Genomic DNA, 16,949 nt, shown 5'->3' with positions numbered 1-16,949 from the left:
TCCCCTGGTTGTCGGGGGAGTGGATCCACTTCGACGAAATGGGTTGTTGCCGTCAAGCGACGGCAAATCCGCCGCGGCGCAGATCATGCGCCGCGGGTCGAGCAGGGCCACTCCAACTTGCGTTCCAGTCCGACATCGCAGCTTGTGGCTGCCAGAGGGGCCCGGCCTGGGATTTACGGTCGCGACACCGGACGAAGCGCGGCCTGTTCCTCGAAGAACAGCGCCGCCTGGTCCGGCTCGCCGAGGATCGCCGCTGCGCATCCCATGAAGGTGAATGCGCCGGCAAAATCCCACAGATTAAGCCCCGCCGCGCCGGTCCGCGTGTGGATCACACGGGCAACGATCGCGGCAAGGGCCGCCTGCACGAACAACAGCAGGCTGAGCGCGGGCAGGACGAGTGCGGGCTCAACCAGACGCACGGTCAGGATGATCGGCAGTGCGGTCAGCACGCCGAACAACAGCAGCATGCCGAAGGGCTCCAGCGAGGGAGCTCTCCGCAAGATCCTGTCTGGAATGGTTGAATGCATTCCGAATCCTGGTTCCGTCGTTCGGTGCGACGATATCAGAACGCATCCATGCTGACGCGCGGCGCGGCGACGCGCGACCGCAAGCCGCGCGACAAAGCTGCACGCCGGATGGCGGGGCGTAGGATGGGTAAAGCGCAGCGAAACGCATCGAGTCGCGGGTGGTTCAAGATGATGGGTTTCGCTTCGCTCACCCCATCCTACGCGCCTTTTCGTGGAACCAGCCGCGCTGGCATCCCATGGCAAAGCCCGGCGCGCGCCTTTATCTTTGCCGGCGACGCCGCAGAACAGCCCGAGGGACAATCCAATGAACATGGAAGGCAAGACGGTCCTGATCACCGGTTCCACCGATGGCGTCGGTCGCTATGTCGCGATGAAGCTGGCATCGAGCGGCGCGCGGGTGCTGATCCATGGCCGCGACACCAAGCGGGCGCAGACGCTGGCCGACGAGATCAAGCGGGTCAGCGGCCGCGAGCCGATGTTCTATCAGGCCGACCTGTCCTCGCTCGCCGAGGTGCGCGAATTCGCCCAGCTGGTGCTCGACGACCAGGAGCGGCTCGATGTCCTCGTCAGCAATGCCGGCATCGGCTCGCAGAACGAAGGCCCGGCCCGGCAGACCAGCAAGGACGGCCATGAGCTGCGCTTTGCGGTGAACTATCTCGCCGGCTTCCTGCTGGCGCATCTGCTGTTGCCGCGGCTCAAGGCGTCCACGCCGGCGCGCATCGTCAACGTCGCCTCGATCGGCCAGCACACGATCGATTTCGACGACGTCATGATCACCAGGAACTACAGCGGCGGCCGCGCCTACGGGCAGAGCAAGCTGTCGCAGATCATGTTCACCATCGATCTCGCCGAGACGCTGGCGGGATCGGGCGTCACCGTCAACGCGCTGCATCTGGCGACCTACATGAACACCACGATGGTGCGCGCCAGCGGCGCCACGCCGATGTCGACGGTGGAACAGGGCGGCGATGCCATCCTGCGCCTGGTACAAGGCGAGGACGTCGCCGATCGCAGCGGGCTATTCTTCGACGGCAAGCGCGAGACCCGCGCCAACGCACAGGCCTACGATGCGGAGGCGCGGCAGCGGCTGCGCGCGCTGAGCCTGAAGCTGACGGGGTTGTCGGGCTGAAATTGCAGGATCGTAGGGTGGGCAAAGGCGCGCTTGCGCCGTGCCCACCATCCGCGGCGTGCTCGCGATGGTGGGCACGTCGCTTGCGCTCCTTTGCCCACCCTATGGATTTGCGCGCTTTGCGAGGCGGCGCGTCGGCTGCGCGGCAGGGCCGCGGATCACTTCGAACAGCCGCTTGCACGCGGCCGCGACGCCGCGATCGGGCACTGTCGCAATGCCGAGCAGCAGGCCGGGTTGCGCGCGCTTCGGCGAGGCATACCAGGGCGAGAGCGGGGCGGGTGCCAGCCCGTGCGCGAGCACCTGCCGCGCGATCTCGACATCGTCGGTCTTGTCCGGCAGCGTCAGCAGCACGGCAAGGCCGGCGACCTGCACGTCGTTGCTCCAGCTGCGTAGCGCTGCCGTCAGCGCATCGCGGCTGTCGCAATAAGCCCGCTTGGTGCGCCGGAGATGACGGATGTAGTGGCCTTCGCGCATGAACTCCGCGATCGAAAGCTGCACCGACGGTCCGGGGGCCGGCGCAAGGCAGGTCGCCATATCGGCGAACCGTGCCGCGAGCGGTTCGGGCGCGACGAGGAAGCCGAGCCGCAGCGTCGGCGAGATCGTCTTGCTGAACGAGCCGATATGGATCACGCGCCCCGCGCGGTCGAGCGACGCAAGCGCAGGCGCGGCGCGGCCGTCGAGCTGCAATTCGCCGAGGTAGTCATCCTCGATGATCCAGCCGCCGCTTTGCGCGGCCCAATCGAGCAGGAGCCTGCGGCGCTCGGGTGACAGCGGCGGACCGAGCGGCGCCTGCTGTCCCGGCGTCACCACGGCCAGCGCCGCGTCGGGCGCGTGCCGCAGCCCATGCTCGACATCGATGCCGCCGGCGTCGACGGGGATCGGGACCGGCTCGAGCCGCGCCAGTTCGAGGCCCCTGCGCGTCATGGGAAAGCCCGGGTCCTCCGTCCAGACGCGGCGGCCTTCGAGACCGAGCACATGCAGCGCGAGGCCGAACCCGCCGGTGAAGCCCGACGCGATGACGATCTGCGACGGCGAGCATTCAATCCCGCGCGCGATCGCCAGATGCGCCGCGATCTCGCGGCGCAGCTCCTCTTCGCCGCGCGGATCGGTGTAGCGGGTCACCGCGCTCAATTCCGCCCGAACCGCGCGGGCGCGGATCCGCGCCAGCAGCTTGGCCGGAATGCAATCCTGCGCGGGGACGCCCATCCGGAAGGAGCCCTGGCCGCTGAGATCCCTGAACATCTTCACGGCCGATCCTGGAATGACCGGCGTGTCGGGCTTGACGACCTTCCGCGCCCGCGCGGCGACGGTGGTCCCGTTCGCCCGCGACGACACGATGCGCTCGGCATCCTGCAGCTTGTCGTAGGCCGCCCGCACCGTGCCGCGCGCGACGCCGAGCTGCGCCGCGAGATCGATCCACGACGGCAGCCTTGCACCCGGCACCAGCACGCCATTGTCGATTGCCGCCGCGATCGCCTTGCGGATCTGCTCGGAGAGCGGCGTCCGGGCCGAGCGGTCGAGCGCGATGGGAAGCGGGCTTGGCATGGCCCGTGGTACACCAATTCGGTGCGTTCTTGGTGCTACTTTTTGGCCCTGCGCGCCCGCATCTATCGCCTATCAACGGAGGCGATCAGATGAAAACGTTACTTACGGTGCTGCTGGCCAGCGTCGCATTTGCGACCCCCGCGCTTGCACAGAAATCCCCCGAGACGGTGGCGCCGAAATTCGAGCACGTCATACCGAACATCCCTGGAAAATCGCTGGTCTCCGCCGAGGTCACTTTTCCGCCGGGCGCGACGTCGCTGCCGCACCATCACGCCAAATCCGCGTTTCTCTATGTCTACATCCTCTCGGGTGCGATCGAGAGCCAGCTGGAGGGCGAGCCTGCACGGACCTATCGGGTTGGCGACAGCTTCTTCGAACCGCCGGGTGCGCATCACGTGCAGGCGCGAAATCTGAGCGCAACCGAGCCGGCGAAAATTCTGGCGGTGTTCATCGCCGACAGCGACGAAAAGGCGCTGACTACCTACGACCACGAAGGCCACAAACAATGAGCATGCGTATCGATTACAACAAGATCGCCCCCGCGGGCATCAAGGCGCTGGGCGGTGTCTACGGCTACGTCACCCAGAGCGGCCTGTCGGCGAAGCTGATCGAGCTGATCTATCTGCGCATCTCGCAGATCAACGGCTGCGCCTACTGTCTCGATATGCACACGCGCGACCTGCTGAAGAAGGGCGTCAAGACCGAGAAGCTCGCGCTGCTGCAGGTCTGGCGCGAAGCCGAAGCGCTGTTCGACGCCGAGGAGCGCGCGGCGCTGGCTTGGGCCGAAACCGTCACCCGCGTCGCCGAGACCGCGATCCCGGACGAGGACTACGCGGCGGCGCGCGAGGTGTTCAGCGAGAAGCAGCTGGTCGACCTGACCATCGCGATCGGCCTGATGAACACCTACAACCGGATCGCGATCGGCTTCCGCAATCCGCCGCAGGCCGTGGTGGAGCACGACGCCGCGGCCTGATCTGGCACCGCGACAGACATCCTGGAATCCGGGAGCCTGGCTTTTCATCGAGCCGGGCTCCGCTCGTATCGGCCGCGGGCCTGGAACGAATGCCTTGCAATCTCTGTCAGCGCGCTGTGAGTTGCAGGCTGGTGCCGTGCGCACACGTGCAGGTCGACATCGCTATCGTGCTGTCGAAACCGATGTGGGGCGAAGCGCCTCATCCGAACGGGGTACTGCTTCTTAGCAATTTACCTTGAACTTTCTCGCTCTCTTACTTGAAAGTTCCATAGGTAAGGCTCGGCATCGATTTTTTATTCATTACGTTTTCGTTGAGCCCTCAACTTTGCGTTCGCAGCCATCTGCGGCAAATCGAGGGGAATTAGTATGCAAAGGCGTTCGATCATTTTTTTGCAGGTACTTCTCTCCGCGATTGATCATTCGGACGGAGTCGAAGCGGCATACGCGAAGTAGGAGACAAGCTCCCGCTGCGCGCCATTTTGCATGGGCTGCCAGAAACTGACGTCCCTCCCGGCGAGTGCGTGATCGCCGGAGAGTGAACGCATCGAATTTCATTCAGTCAGAAATTCTCGGACCCGATCGCGCTCGCGGCGCGGAGGCGGACCTGCGTCCAATTGAGAATTGATCAGGAGCACACAATGGCACTCGACATCCTGGCCCAAGACCTCGTCGTCGACGAAACCACCGGCCTTCAGGACGATGACACCAGCGCGACGAACGCTACGGTGACCTATCTTCTTGGCCTCGACGCTGCAGGTGGGCTGGCCTCACCGCAGGTCGCCTTCCAGTCCGACTTCGTGGTGGCCTCGGCGAGCGCAGGGGAAACCATCACCACGCTCGTTCTCACTCAAAACTCCTCAGGAACGCCGTTTTCCACCACCGTCGGCGTGAACAGCAACATCAAGACGGTCGATGGCAACTATGTCTGGCTGTTCCAGGACGCAACCCACGCCAACGTCGTGATCGGCGTCATCGGCACCTCCAATCCGGCCACGGCGCCGGCCGCAACCGGAGCGCTCGCGTTCTCGTTCGCTCTGATCACCACCAGTGCCAGCCACGCGGATCTGTACACGGTTCAGTATGTGCCGCTGCTCCATCCGGATGCGACCAACCCGGATGACCGCATCGATCTGACCGACAAGGTATTTGCCTCGGTCGCGGCGACCACCGTGTTCAATTTCAGTCAGCTTGGTGATGCTCCTCCCGGCCACAACAATTGGTATATCCTCGACGCCGACGTGGCGGCCGCGCAGAAGATTCTCGTCACCGCTCATGACACCGGCGTGCAATCCGAAGTCAACGTCAGCACGCAAGGCCTTGGCGTCTCGTCCCAGGACGTGCGCTTTGGCCGCGAGCTCCAGATCGACCTGATCAGCGGCGGCACCCAGAGCGCCGGCAAGAACTTTACCAACGCGCCGAGCGCTCCGGATTACACCGCGCACCTCGAGAACGTCTCCAGCGCGGGCTTCTCGATCTCGCAGTCCACGCCGACCAATACCAAGGCCGACATCGAGATCCACGCCTACAACAATGATGACAACGCGAAAGGCGCGGCATTCCCCGGCGATGACAACGATACCGAGATCAACATCACGGGAGCGACGTTCAAGTTGAATGGCGTCGCGACGACTGCTGCGGCGCTGGGCATCACCGTGGATATCAGCGGCACTGGACTGATCCTTCGCAATGTCGGCGAGGGCGTGACGGTCGATTTCACGACCGCAGGCGGGGCCGGCGGAACCTTTGACCGCTTCACCATCAAGAACATCGACGGGGACAAGGACTATTTCGACGTCAAGGAGGTGCACTTCGCCAGCGATACACCGAGCGCCTACAGCGAGGAGGTCGGGTCCTTCATCAACTTTGACGACGACGGTCCGACCATTTCGACGACCGGCACGGAGCCGACGCTGACCGTCGATGATTCCACACTGGCAACCAACGATACGAAGAGCTTTGCGGCGAACTTCAGCTCGGCCTACGGCGCCGACGGCGCCGGCACGCTGACCTACGCGCTGAGCGTGGTCGCGGGCGCGTCGGGCCTGGTCGACACCGCCACCAACCAGGCGGTCAATTTGTCGCTCAATGGTGCGGTGGTCGAGGGGCGCACCGCCGTCAGCAACGACCTGGTGTTCACGGTCAGCGTGGACGCCACCGGCAACGTCACGCTCGATCAGATCCGGGCGGTGGTCCATCCGAACACCAACGACCCCGATGACAGCAAGACGCTGACCTCGGACGATCTGGTCAAGCTGACCGCGACCATCACCGACAGGGACGGCGATCATCAGGCCGCCACCCTCAACATCGGCCAGAACCTCATCTTCAAGGATGACGGGCCGACCATTTCGACGACCGGTACGGAGCCGACGCTGACGGTCGACGATTCGACGCTGGCAACCAACGATGCGAAGAGCTTTGCGGCGAACTTCAGTGCGGCCTACGGCGCCGACGGCGCCGGCACGCTGACCTACGCGCTGAGCGTGGTCGCGGGCGCGTCCGGCCTGGTCGACACCGCCACCAACCAGGCGGTCAATTTGTCGCTCAATGGTGCGGTGGTCGAGGGGCGCACCGCCGTCAGCAACGTCCTGGTGTTCACGGTCAGCGTCGACGCTTCCGGCAATGTCACGCTCGATCAGATCCGGGCGGTGGTCCATCCGAACACCAACGACCCCGATGACAGCAAGACGCTGACTTCGGACGATTTGGTCAAGCTGACCGCGACCATCACCGACAAGGACGGCGATCATCAGGCCGCCACCCTCAACATCGGTCAGAACCTCAACTTCAAGGATGACGGGCCGACCATTTCGACGACCGGCACGGAGCCGACGCTGACCGTCGATGATTCGACGCTGGCAACCAACGATACGAAGAGCTTTGCGGCGAACTTCAGCTCGGCCTACGGCGCCGACGGTGCCGGCACGCAGACCTACGCGCTGAGCGTGGTCGCGGGCGCGTCGGGTCTGGTCGACACTGCCACCAACCAGGCGGTCAATTTGTCGCTCAATGGCACGGTGGTCGAGGGACGCACCGCCGTCAGCAACGACCTGGTGTTCACGGTCAGCGTCGATGCTTCCGGCAATGTCACGCTCGATCAGATCCGGGCGGTGGTCCATCCGAACACCAACGACCCCGATGACAGCAAGACGCTGACCTCGGACGATCTGGTCAAGCTGACCGCGACCATCACCGACAAGGACGGCGATCATCAGGCCGCCACCCTCAACATCGGCCAGAACCTCAACTTCAAGGACGACGGGCCGAGCATTTCGACGACCGGCACGGAGGCGACGGCCACCGCCGACGAGACCGACCTCACGACCAATCCTACGGCAAATTTCGCGTCCAACTTCAACGCGGCCTACGGCGCCGACGGGGCCGGGACCACCACCTACGCGTTGACCATGGTCTCGGGTGCATCGGGTCTGACGGACACCTTGACGGGCGAGGCGATCAATCTGTCACTGAACGGTACGGTGGTTGAAGGCCGCACCGCTGTCACCAACGCTCTGGCCTTCACGGTCAGTGTAGACACTGCCGGCGTCGTGACGCTCGACCAGCAGCGCGCGGTCGTACATGACCCCAATAACGGGCCGAACGACACGGAGACGTTGACGGCGGACAATCTGGTCAAGCTGACTGCGACCATCACCGACAAGGACGGCGACCAACAGGCGGCCACTCTCAACATCGGCCAGAACCTCATTTTCACGGACGATGCTCCGACGATTACGGCGCCGTTCGACGGCGACCCCAGCACGCCAAACATCCAGGAGAATGAAACTCTGGGCAACAGCGCGGGAGCGACGGCCAGCGGGACCTTCGGGTACGATATCGGTCATGACAGCCGTCCCGCGTCGTTCTACAACGCCACGCACTCCGACTTCGTCGATTCCAACGCTTCTCTTGCGGGCGTCCAGATCGACCTGACGGGAACGGTTGATAACTCGCAGAATCCGAGCATCACCAGCGCCGTGGCGACGCTCACGTCGGAGAGCGCTACCTCCGCGACGTTCGGCTTCTCGTTCCATTACGACAAGGACCCGATCACGGCGGGTGTGCAGGACGGTACGGCGGGCGGCACTCTTGTCTTCGACAAGGTCGCCGACACCTACACGATCACCCTGACCGACCCGATCGACGGATTCAGCTTCGACGTGCTGCATACCTCGGAGTTGCTTGCCAAGCAGCCGACCGGTAACACCGGACATCCGCTGATCGTCGCGGAGCAACTGACGGCGAACGCTGATCCGAATCCGTTCTTCGTCCAGTTCACCGCCAACTCGGTTACCCAGCAGGTCGGGTTCGGCTTCAACCCGACCGGCGACGGAGCGCCCGTCGGTGACACCACGTTCAACAACGGCGGTGCCACTCACGACATGATCACCAATGTCAACGAGGACTGGGTCAGTGCAACCCAGGCGACCAACGGCGTCGCCGGTGACACGATACAAAAGGGCGAAGCGCTGACGCTGCGGTTCTTCAAGGAGAACATCCTCGGCGATGTCAACCCGAATGCCCCCGGCGGTGGCACCGAGAGGGTTGACCCGACAACATCAGCCAGTGGCGTCGTCATCAAGTTCGACGGCATTGGCAACTCGGAGGACCTCGTCCTGGTGCTCGACCTGAAGAACGGCAACGGCAATGAAATCACCAGGGCCATCAACGTCCAGAACTCGGACCTCATCAAGGGCAATGCGAATGTTCCATTCCCCTACAACACCGAGTTCACGCTCGACAACAACGATGCCCTGCTCATCATCGAGCAAAATGACTATACGGTCGCCGGCGAGACCTACCAGATACAGGGCATCCAGATCATGCAGAGCTCAAACGGGTTGACGGGTGACGCCATCAACCTGAATGGAGCGACCGGGGCCAATGGCGGCAGCAGTGCCACCAGCGGTCTGACGGCCTGGGACCCGACCGACAACGATGTCTTGAAGATCGTGGACATCGGATTCGTGCAGCAGACCAGTGGGACGATCGACGCCAACCTCGACTTTGCGTTCAAGGTCGCGGATGCGGACGGGGATGCCACGGCCCTGCAGCATATTGTGGTCGGCGTGCTCAACGCGTAGCCCGCCACGATACGTCCGGAGACCGGCGGTGAGCGCCGGCCACCGGACGGGCCAGGCGGCAAACCGGCCGGTGGCGCATTCTCAAGCGGTGAGCCGCGCCACCGAGCCAAGACATTCCCGGACCGGACAACTTCTCGGAATCGATGCGCGTGTTGGATATCTTTTCAGGGTCCAGGTTCTTGCAGGCGGCGCTGTTGATCGCGGCGGCGATCATTCTCGTTATCTTCGGTCTGGCGCGGCGCCGACCGTCGCGCGAGCACGTCGCGCCTGCGCGCGATCGCAACGGGCGATCGCCGGCACACGATCTGTCCTCACTGCTTCACGCCTGCCGCGGCGTGCTGGTCGGGCTCGGCCTGATCACGGCCATGCTCAACGTTCTGTATCTGACCGGCTCGTTCTTCATGCTTGAAGTCTATGACCGCGTGGTGCCGAGCCGCAGTGTGCCGACACTGATCGGCCTCGCCGCGCTGGTCGGCGCGCTCTATGTGTTTCAGGCATTCCTCGATATTCTGCGCGGGCGCATCCTCGTTCGGATCGGCGAGTGGCTCGACCGTGCGTTCTCGGGGCGCGTCTACGATATCGTCGCGCGCTGGCCGCTGCGGGCGCGCACGAGCGGCGACGGGTTGCAGCCGGTGCGCGACCTCGACCAGGTGCGCAGCTATCTCTCCGGGCTCGGCCCGACCGCGCTGTTCGACCTGCCGTGGATTCCGTTCTACCTCGCGATCTGCTTCCTGTTCCATCCGCTGCTTGGACTGGTGACGTTGATCGGTTCGCTGGTGCTGATTTCGCTGACCTTTCTGACCGACCGGCTGACCCAGGCGCGGACCAGGGAGGCTTCCGGCCAGATCGCGCAGCGCAACGCACTCGCCGAAGCCAGCCGCCGCAATGCCGAGGTGCTGCACGCCATGGGCATGCGCGGGCGCCTTGCCGCGCGCTGGGCGGACGCCAATGATGGTTACATGTCCACGCAGCGGCGTGCCGCTGATGTTGCCGGCGGCTTCGGCTCGGTTTCCAAGGTGCTCCGCCTGGTGCTGCAATCGGCGGTGCTCGGCGTCGGCGGCTATCTCGTCATCGTCCAGGAGGCGACTGCCGGAATCATCATCGCCGGTGCCATCCTGACCTCGCGCGCGCTCGCGCCGGTCGAACTCGCCATCGCCCATTGGAAGAGCCTGATCGCGGCGCGGCAGAGCTGGAAACGTCTGCAGCAATATTGGACGCAGCTCCCGGCCGAGGAGGAGAAGACGCCGTTGCCGTCGCCGTGCAAAGGTCTCGCCGTCGAGGCCATCTTCGTGGTGCCGCCGGGCGAGCAGACCGCAGTGGTCCAGGAGGCCTCCTTCGCGCTGGAGGCGGGGCAGGGGCTCGGCGTCGTCGGCCCGAGCGGATCGGGCAAGTCGTCGCTGGTGCGCGCCATCGTCGGCGTCTGGCTATCGGCACGCGGCAAGGTGCGGCTGGACGGCGCCGCCCTCGAACAATGGAGTTCCGAAGCGCTCGGCCGCCACATCGGCTATCTGCCGCAGGACGTCGAGCTGTTCGCCGGAACAGTGGCGCAGAACATCAACCGTTTCGAGACGGCCCCGGATGCCGAGGCGATGATCGCCGCCGCTCGCGCCGCCGGAGTGCATGAAATGGTGCTGCGGCTGCCAAAGGGCTACGATACGTCGATCGGCGAAGGCGGCATGGCGCTCTCGGCCGGACAGCGCCAACGCATCGCGCTGGCGCGCGCACTCTATCGCGATCCCTTCCTGGTGGTGCTCGACGAGCCGAACTCCAACCTCGATGCCGAAGGCGACCAGGCCCTGACACGCGCCATTGAGGGTATCCGCGCGCGGGGCGGCATCGTCATCGTCGTCGCGCATCGTACCAGCGCACTCGCCGCCCTGGACCAATTGGTCGTGATGGCTGAGGGGCGCGTGCAGGCGTTCGGGCCGAAGCACGCGCTGCTGGCGAAGATGACGCCGCCGCGGCCGGCGGCGCCGTTCAAGGTCGTAACAGAAGGGGCGAGCTCATGAGCGGCGAGCCGATCAGCGTGGTTCCGCGCACGATCCGCCGACATTTGCGCACCGGCCTTGCGGGCGTGATCATTCTTGCCGGCGGTGTCGGCGGCTGGGCCGCGACCACTGAATTGGCCGGCGCCGTCATTGGCTCCGGCACGCTCGTGGTCGACAGCTACACCAAGAAGGTGCAGCACCCGACCGGCGGCGTGGTCGGTGAGCTCAACGTCCGGGAGGGCGCCCGGGTGAAGGCCGGCGACGTCATCGTGCGGCTCGACGAGACGGTGACGCGCGCCAATCTCCTGATCGTCGTCAAGAGCCTGGACGAACAGGCGGCGCGTCGGGCGCGGCTCGAAGCGGAGCGCGACGACCAGGACCGTCTCGATTTTCCCGAAGACCTCACCGCGCGCGTCGCCGATCCGGACGTCAATCGGCTGCTCACCGGCGAGCACAAACTGTTCGAGCTGCGCCGCACCGCGCGCGCCGGCAAGAAGGCGCAGCTCAATGAGCGGATCGGCCAGCTTCGCGAGCAGATCCGCGGGCTCGACGAGCAGATCCAGGCAAAAGACCGCGAAACCAATTTCATCGACCAGGAACTTATCGGCGTGCGCGATCTGTGGCGCAAGAATCTGGTCCAGATCACCCGCCTGACGACGCTCGAGCGCGACGCGGCGCGCCTGCATGGCGAACGCGGCGCGCTGGTCGCTGCGGTCGCCGAAGCGAGGGGGCGCATCACCGAGACCACGCTGCAAATCATGCAGATCGATCAGGATTTGCGCACCGAAGTCGGCAAGGATCTGGCGGAGATTCGTGCCAAGTCCACGGAACTGGTGGAGAAGCGGGTCGCGGCCGAGGATCAGCTCAAGCGTATCGATATCCGGGCGCCGCAGGACGGCATCGTGCATCAGCTGGCGCTGCACACGATCGGCGGCGTGATCGGCCCCGGTGAGCAGATCATGCTCATTGTTCCCAGCCAGGACGCACTCGTTGTCGAGGTGCGCATCCTCCCGCATGAGATCGATCGGCTGTCGATTGGCCAGCCGGTGCTGTTGCGCTTTTCGGCCTTCAACCAGCGCACCACGCCCCAGCTCAACGGAGAAGTGAGTCACGTTTCAGCCGACGTCGCCGTCGACCAGAAGAGCATGGCGAGCTTCTATGCGGTCCGCATCGCGGTACCCGAGTCCGAGATCGCCCGCCTGGGCGATCTCAAGCTGATCGCCGGCATGCCGGTCGAGGCTTTCATTCAGACCGGCCCGCGCACGGTGATGTCATATCTCGTCAAGCCGGTCTCGGATCAGTTGATGCGTACCTGGCGCGAGCGCTAGCGCGCGAGCGTCGGTGGTGGACCAAGATCGGTCGGTGACGGCCGCGCGTCATCACTCACGATCCTTGCTTCGCCTCGATCTTCGCCGCGAACTGCGGAAAGACCTCCGCCACGACCGGCCCGTCGAGCCGCCACGAATAGCAGCCGCCGACGAAGAACGGCGGCTCCTTGGCGCCCTGCTGGTGGTCGAGCGCGCCGCGGCCCTGCGGATCCTTGCCGGACGATACGGTCTGGAACAGTGTCGTCACCGCGGGACCCAGCAGCTCCTGCAGATGCGTGCAGGTTTCCAGCTTGCCGATCTTGCGCCTGATGATCTCGCGCCAGCCCTTGCCGATGCGCTCGCCGACCAGCCGTTGCAGGATGCCCTCGACGTCGACGCAGGACGGGTAGGGCGTCGAGGCCATCGTGGTGCCGGTCTCGCGGATCGTGAAGCTGTCGTCGATCGCGAGGCGCAGGCGGATGTCGTGCACGGGATCTTCCGGCTGCTGCGGGCCGCGATGGCGGTCCTGCCGGGCATAGGGCTTGGTGTCGACCAGCCGCGCCTCGACCTCCCACAGGCCGTCGTCACGGAGATAGCCGAGGCATTCGACGGAACGGCGGTGCATTAGGCGGCGCGGCATGCCGTTGGCGTTGGTATCAGGTGTCGACATCGGAACTCGCAGGATTGAATCTGAAACGATCCAATCGGTCGTATGGCGCGATGTCAACGCCTGTGGCTGGAGTGCCTCCATGAGGCTCCATCATTCCGGGCCGCGCAGCGCGCGCCCCGGAATGACTGGGTGAGACGTTGCTCAGCTCACGCGCCGCTCCTGGTTCTCCCAATACGGCCGGCGCAGCTCACGCTTGAGGATCTTGCCGGCGCCGGAGAGCGGCAGCGGGTTCGCGGAAATGTCGACGCTGCGCGGGCATTTGTAGCCGGCGATCAGCGCCTTGCAGTGCTCGATCAGCTCCTCCGGCGTGGCGCCGCTGCCGCTCTTCATCACCACGATGGCGTGGACCTGCTCGCCCCAGCGCTCGCTGGGGATGCCGATCACGGCGCATTGCGCTACCGCCGGATGCTGGGCGAGGGCGTTCTCGACCTCGGCCGAATAGACGTTCTCGCCGCCGGAGATGATCATATCCTTGACGCGGTCGACGACATAGACGAAGCCGTCCTCGTCCATGTAGCCGCCGTCACCGGTGTGCATCCAGCCGTCGATCACGGCCCGCGCGGTCTCCTCCGGCCGCTCCCAATAACCCATCATCACCATGTCACCGCGCACCGCGATTTCGCCGACGGTGCCTCGCGGCACCTCCTTGCCCTCGGCGTCGACGATCCTGATCTCGCCGCCGAAGGTGACGCGGCCGGCGCCGCGATGCCGGCCCTTGGCGCGGCCGTCGCCGATATGCTCCTTCCAGTGCAGCACCGTTGCGATCGGCGACAGCTCGGTCATGCCGTAGCATTGGGTGAATTCGACATCCGGCAGTGCCTTCATGCCACGCATCAGCACGGCATCCGAGATCACCGAGGCGCCGTAGGCGATCCCCCTCAGCGAGGCGAGGTCGTAGTTCCCCAGCGTCGGATGATCGACGAACATCTGGATCATGGTCGGCACCAGCAGGACATCGGTGACGCGCTCCTTCTGGATCGCGGCCGCGACGCCGTCGGGGGTGAAGCCCTGGATCACGACGTTGGAGCCGCCCGACAGCAGCACCGAGTACATCGCCGCGCCATTGGCGAGGTGGAACATCGGCGCCGCGTGCAGATAGACCGTGGTGCTCGGCCACAGGCCTTCGCCGAGTGCGTTCATCGCATTGGCCATCAGATTGCCGTGGCTGAGCATCACGCCCTTGGAGCGGCCGGTGGTGCCGCCGGTGTAGAAGATGCCGGCGAGATCGTCGCGGCCGCGCATCGCATCCGCAATCGGAGCGGCGCGATCGATCAGCGCCTCGTAGTTCTCCATGCCGGCCGGCGTCTCGCCATCGTCCGCATAGACCAGCTTCAGGCCGGGAATGGCCTTCGCCAGCGTTGCGCCGACCGGCGCAAACGCCTTGTCGACGAACAAGATGTCGGCGCGGCAGTCGCGCAGCGCGTCCTCGTTCTCGATCGGAGACCAGCGGATGTTGAGCGGCACGATCACGGCGCCGGCCCAGCCGACCGCGAGATAGAGCTCGAGATAGCGGTCGGAGTTCAGCGACAGGATCGCGACGCGGTCGCCATCCTTGGCGCCGAGGGCGCGGATGGCGCCGGCGAGGCGGGCGACGCGGTCGCCGACCTCACGCCAGTTGCGCCGCCGCTCACCGCAGACGACCGCGAGCCCGTTTGGATTGACCTGCAGCGCGCGCCGCAGTCCGTGCGTGATGTTCACTCGTCTCCTCCCTTGATGCGTTTCCCGTGCGAGGCGGTTGATCCGCCTTCTCTGCAGCCGGAACGGCCGATTTGCGTGTCGTTGTCTTTCGCGTCGACGTCTTTCGTGTCGATGTGCTGGCGATGCCCTCGATGAGGCGGGTCGCGAATTCCTCGGCAACGGCCCGTCCACTCATCGCGCCGCCGGGCTGGAACCAGTGCCCGATCCAGTTCAGCGAGCCCGCGATGGCAAACGCCGACAGCTTCGGGTCGCATGGCTTGATCGAGCCGTCCTCGATGCCCTGCGCGATATAGTCGCGGAAGGCGCGGTCGATCCGCCGCTTCGCGCTCCGTACGATCTTGCGGTTGTCGTCGCTGAGATCGCGCAGATCGAAGCGCACGAGGCTCTTGCCGTAGTCGGCGGTCATCAGCTCGGCATAGCGGACGGTGAGCTTGCGCAGCTTGTCGAGGCCGCTGCCGTCGCCCGCCGACGTCTCGGCGATGCATTCGTCGACCAGCTCGTTGCCGATCGCCCAACACTCGAACAGGATCTCGTCCTTGCCGCGGAAGTAATTGTAGAGCGCCGGCTTGGTGATGTTCAGCCGCTTGGCGACTTCGTTCAGCGTGGCGCGGTGATAGCCCTGCTCGAGGAACAGCGCGACCGCCGTGCGCAGCACCGCCTCGCGCTTCTCGTCGCGGGCGCGGCGCCGGCTCTCGAACGGCAGCCAGGGGGAGTCGCTATTGGAGAAGGGGGAGCTGGCATCCATGTCGTGAGCGCTTGTCGCATTGACTCCGTGAGGTGGCCCGTATATTACCCACGGGTAACAAATAGTCCAGCGGGTAATTTTCGGGAGGAGCAAGCGATGACGTCACGCACCTATGTTGCCGGGGTCGGCATGATCCCGTTCGTCAAGCCCGGCGCCAATGCGCCGTATCACGTGATGGGTGCGGAAGCCGCGAAGCTCGCGCTCGCTGACGCCGGTCTCGACTACGGCAAGGTGCAGCAGGCTTACGTCGGCTATGTCTACGGCGACTCCACCTGTGGCCAGCGCGCGCTCTATCCGGTCGGCATGACCGGGATCCCGATCGTCAACGTCAACAACAACTGCTCGACCGGCTCGACCGCTTTGTTCCTGGCGCGGCAGGCGATTGAATCCGGCGCGGCCGATTGCGTGATGGCGCTCGGCTTCGAGCAGATGAAGCCCGGCGCGCTAGGGGCCGTGTTCACCGACCGACCCAGCGCGTTCGATGATTTCGACGCTGCCGCCGACAAGCTCGTCGACGCGCCCGGCGTGCCGCTGGCGCTGCGCTATTTCGGCGGCGCCGGCCTCAGCCACATGAAGAAATACGGCACGCCGCTGAATGCCTTCGCCAAGGTGCGCGCCAAGGCCAGCCGTCACGCCAAGAACAATCCGCTGGCGCTGTTCCGCAAGGAGGTCACCGCCGACGACGTGATGAACGACCAGGTGATCTGGCCCGGCGTGATGACGCGGCTGATGGCGTGCCCGCCGACCTGCGGCGGCGCCGCCGCGATCCTGGTGTCGGAGAAGTTCGCCGAGCAGCACGGGCTCAACAAGCAGGTCCGCATCGCCGCGCAGGCGATGACGACGGACACGCCGTCGACTTTCGGCGCCGACGACATGATGCAGGTGGTCGGCTACGACATGGCGCGCGATGCCGCCAGGAAGGTCTACGAGGCCGCCGGCATCGGGCCGGAGGATCTCGACGTCGTCGAGCTGCACGACTGTTTCGCCCATAATGAGCTGATCACCTATGAGGGGCTCGGCCTCTGCAAGCAGGGCGAGGCGGCGCGCTTCATCGACGACGGCGACAATACCTATGGCGGCAGGATCGTCACCAATCCGTCCGGCGGCCTGCTGTCGAAGGGCCATCCGCTCGGCGCCACCGGCCTTGCGCAGTGCTACGAGCTGACCCGGCAGCTGCGCGGCACCGCTGCGGCGACGCAAGTGGAGGGCGCACGGATCGGCCTGCAGCACAATCTCGGTCTCGGCGGCGCCTGCGTCGTCACGCTCTACGAACGCGCCTGAGG

The 16,949-nt window shown here is 65.3% G+C and carries 12 protein-coding genes; 7 read left to right on the top strand and 5 right to left on the bottom strand.

Features of this window, described 5'->3' with window-relative positions; genetic code table 11:
• Window positions 1-173: 173 nt before the first annotated feature.
• Window positions 174-467, bottom strand: coding sequence for a hypothetical protein (locus JQ633_RS31095; protein ID WP_249159768.1), 294 nt, complete (start codon window positions 465-467; stop codon window positions 174-176).
• Window positions 468-831: 364 nt separating this feature from the next.
• Here JQ633_RS31095 and JQ633_RS31090 point away from each other — a divergent pair, with 364 nt between their 5' ends.
• Complete coding sequence (locus tag JQ633_RS31090; RefSeq protein WP_211989352.1) at window positions 832-1,656, top strand: SDR family NAD(P)-dependent oxidoreductase; 825 nt, start codon at window positions 832-834, stop codon at window positions 1,654-1,656.
• Between the two features lie 102 nt (window positions 1,657-1,758).
• Here JQ633_RS31090 and JQ633_RS31085 read toward each other — a convergent pair whose 3' ends face one another.
• A complete protein-coding gene (locus JQ633_RS31085) occupies window positions 1,759-3,201 on the bottom strand; it encodes a PLP-dependent aminotransferase family protein (protein ID WP_211989351.1) in 1,443 nt (480 codons plus the stop codon).
• A gap of 89 nt (window positions 3,202-3,290) precedes the next feature.
• Here JQ633_RS31085 and JQ633_RS31080 point away from each other — a divergent pair, with 89 nt between their 5' ends.
• From JQ633_RS31080 to JQ633_RS31060, 5 genes are all read left to right on the top strand, one after another.
• Complete coding sequence (locus JQ633_RS31080) at window positions 3,291-3,710, top strand: cupin domain-containing protein (RefSeq protein ID WP_211989446.1); 420 nt, start codon at window positions 3,291-3,293, stop codon at window positions 3,708-3,710.
• The gene (locus JQ633_RS31075) at window positions 3,707-4,174 is read left to right on the top strand and encodes a carboxymuconolactone decarboxylase family protein (RefSeq protein WP_211989347.1); all 468 of its coding nucleotides are present in this window, start codon (window positions 3,707-3,709) and stop codon (window positions 4,172-4,174) included. The genes JQ633_RS31080 and JQ633_RS31075 overlap by 4 nt, the downstream gene beginning before the upstream one ends.
• A gap of 638 nt (window positions 4,175-4,812) precedes the next feature.
• Window positions 4,813-9,258 (top strand): DUF5801 repeats-in-toxin domain-containing protein, encoded by a 4,446-nt coding sequence (locus tag JQ633_RS31070; protein ID WP_211989344.1) that lies wholly within the window; start codon window positions 4,813-4,815, stop codon window positions 9,256-9,258.
• Between the two features lie 149 nt (window positions 9,259-9,407).
• Window positions 9,408-11,267 carry a type I secretion system permease/ATPase gene (locus JQ633_RS31065; RefSeq protein WP_433995711.1) on the top strand — a complete coding sequence of 620 codons (1,860 nt, stop codon included), beginning with the start codon at window positions 9,408-9,410 and terminating at the stop codon, window positions 11,265-11,267.
• Window positions 11,264-12,574, top strand: a complete 1,311-nt coding sequence (locus JQ633_RS31060; RefSeq protein WP_211989338.1) for an HlyD family type I secretion periplasmic adaptor subunit — start codon at window positions 11,264-11,266, stop codon at window positions 12,572-12,574. The genes JQ633_RS31065 and JQ633_RS31060 overlap by 4 nt, the downstream gene beginning before the upstream one ends.
• A gap of 55 nt (window positions 12,575-12,629) precedes the next feature.
• On the opposite strand, the gene JQ633_RS31055 is transcribed toward JQ633_RS31060, so the two are convergent.
• From JQ633_RS31055 to JQ633_RS31045, 3 genes are all read right to left on the bottom strand, one after another.
• On the bottom strand, window positions 12,630-13,223 hold the full coding sequence (locus JQ633_RS31055; protein WP_211989335.1) for a DUF2889 domain-containing protein: 594 nt from the start codon (window positions 13,221-13,223) through the stop codon (window positions 12,630-12,632).
• 141 nt (window positions 13,224-13,364) lie between these two features.
• The gene (locus tag JQ633_RS31050; protein ID WP_211989332.1) at window positions 13,365-14,921 is read right to left on the bottom strand and encodes an acyl-CoA synthetase; all 1,557 of its coding nucleotides are present in this window, start codon (window positions 14,919-14,921) and stop codon (window positions 13,365-13,367) included.
• The gene (locus JQ633_RS31045) at window positions 14,851-15,666 is read right to left on the bottom strand and encodes a TetR/AcrR family transcriptional regulator (RefSeq protein WP_211989328.1); all 816 of its coding nucleotides are present in this window, start codon (window positions 15,664-15,666) and stop codon (window positions 14,851-14,853) included. The genes JQ633_RS31050 and JQ633_RS31045 overlap by 71 nt, the downstream gene beginning before the upstream one ends.
• A 96-nt stretch (window positions 15,667-15,762) precedes the next feature.
• Between JQ633_RS31045 and JQ633_RS31040 the strand changes: the two genes are divergently transcribed.
• The gene (locus tag JQ633_RS31040) at window positions 15,763-16,947 is read left to right on the top strand and encodes a lipid-transfer protein (protein WP_211989327.1); all 1,185 of its coding nucleotides are present in this window, start codon (window positions 15,763-15,765) and stop codon (window positions 16,945-16,947) included.
• Window positions 16,948-16,949 lie beyond the last annotated feature (2 nt).

Origin of the sequence: Bradyrhizobium tropiciagri, assembly GCF_018130505.1 — a bacterium.
In the GTDB taxonomy this organism is placed as follows: Bacteria; Pseudomonadota; Alphaproteobacteria; order Rhizobiales; family Xanthobacteraceae; genus Bradyrhizobium; species Bradyrhizobium tropiciagri_B.
The sequence above is the reverse complement of the archived record's forward strand: the minus strand, read 5'-3'. Positions and strand labels throughout refer to the sequence as shown.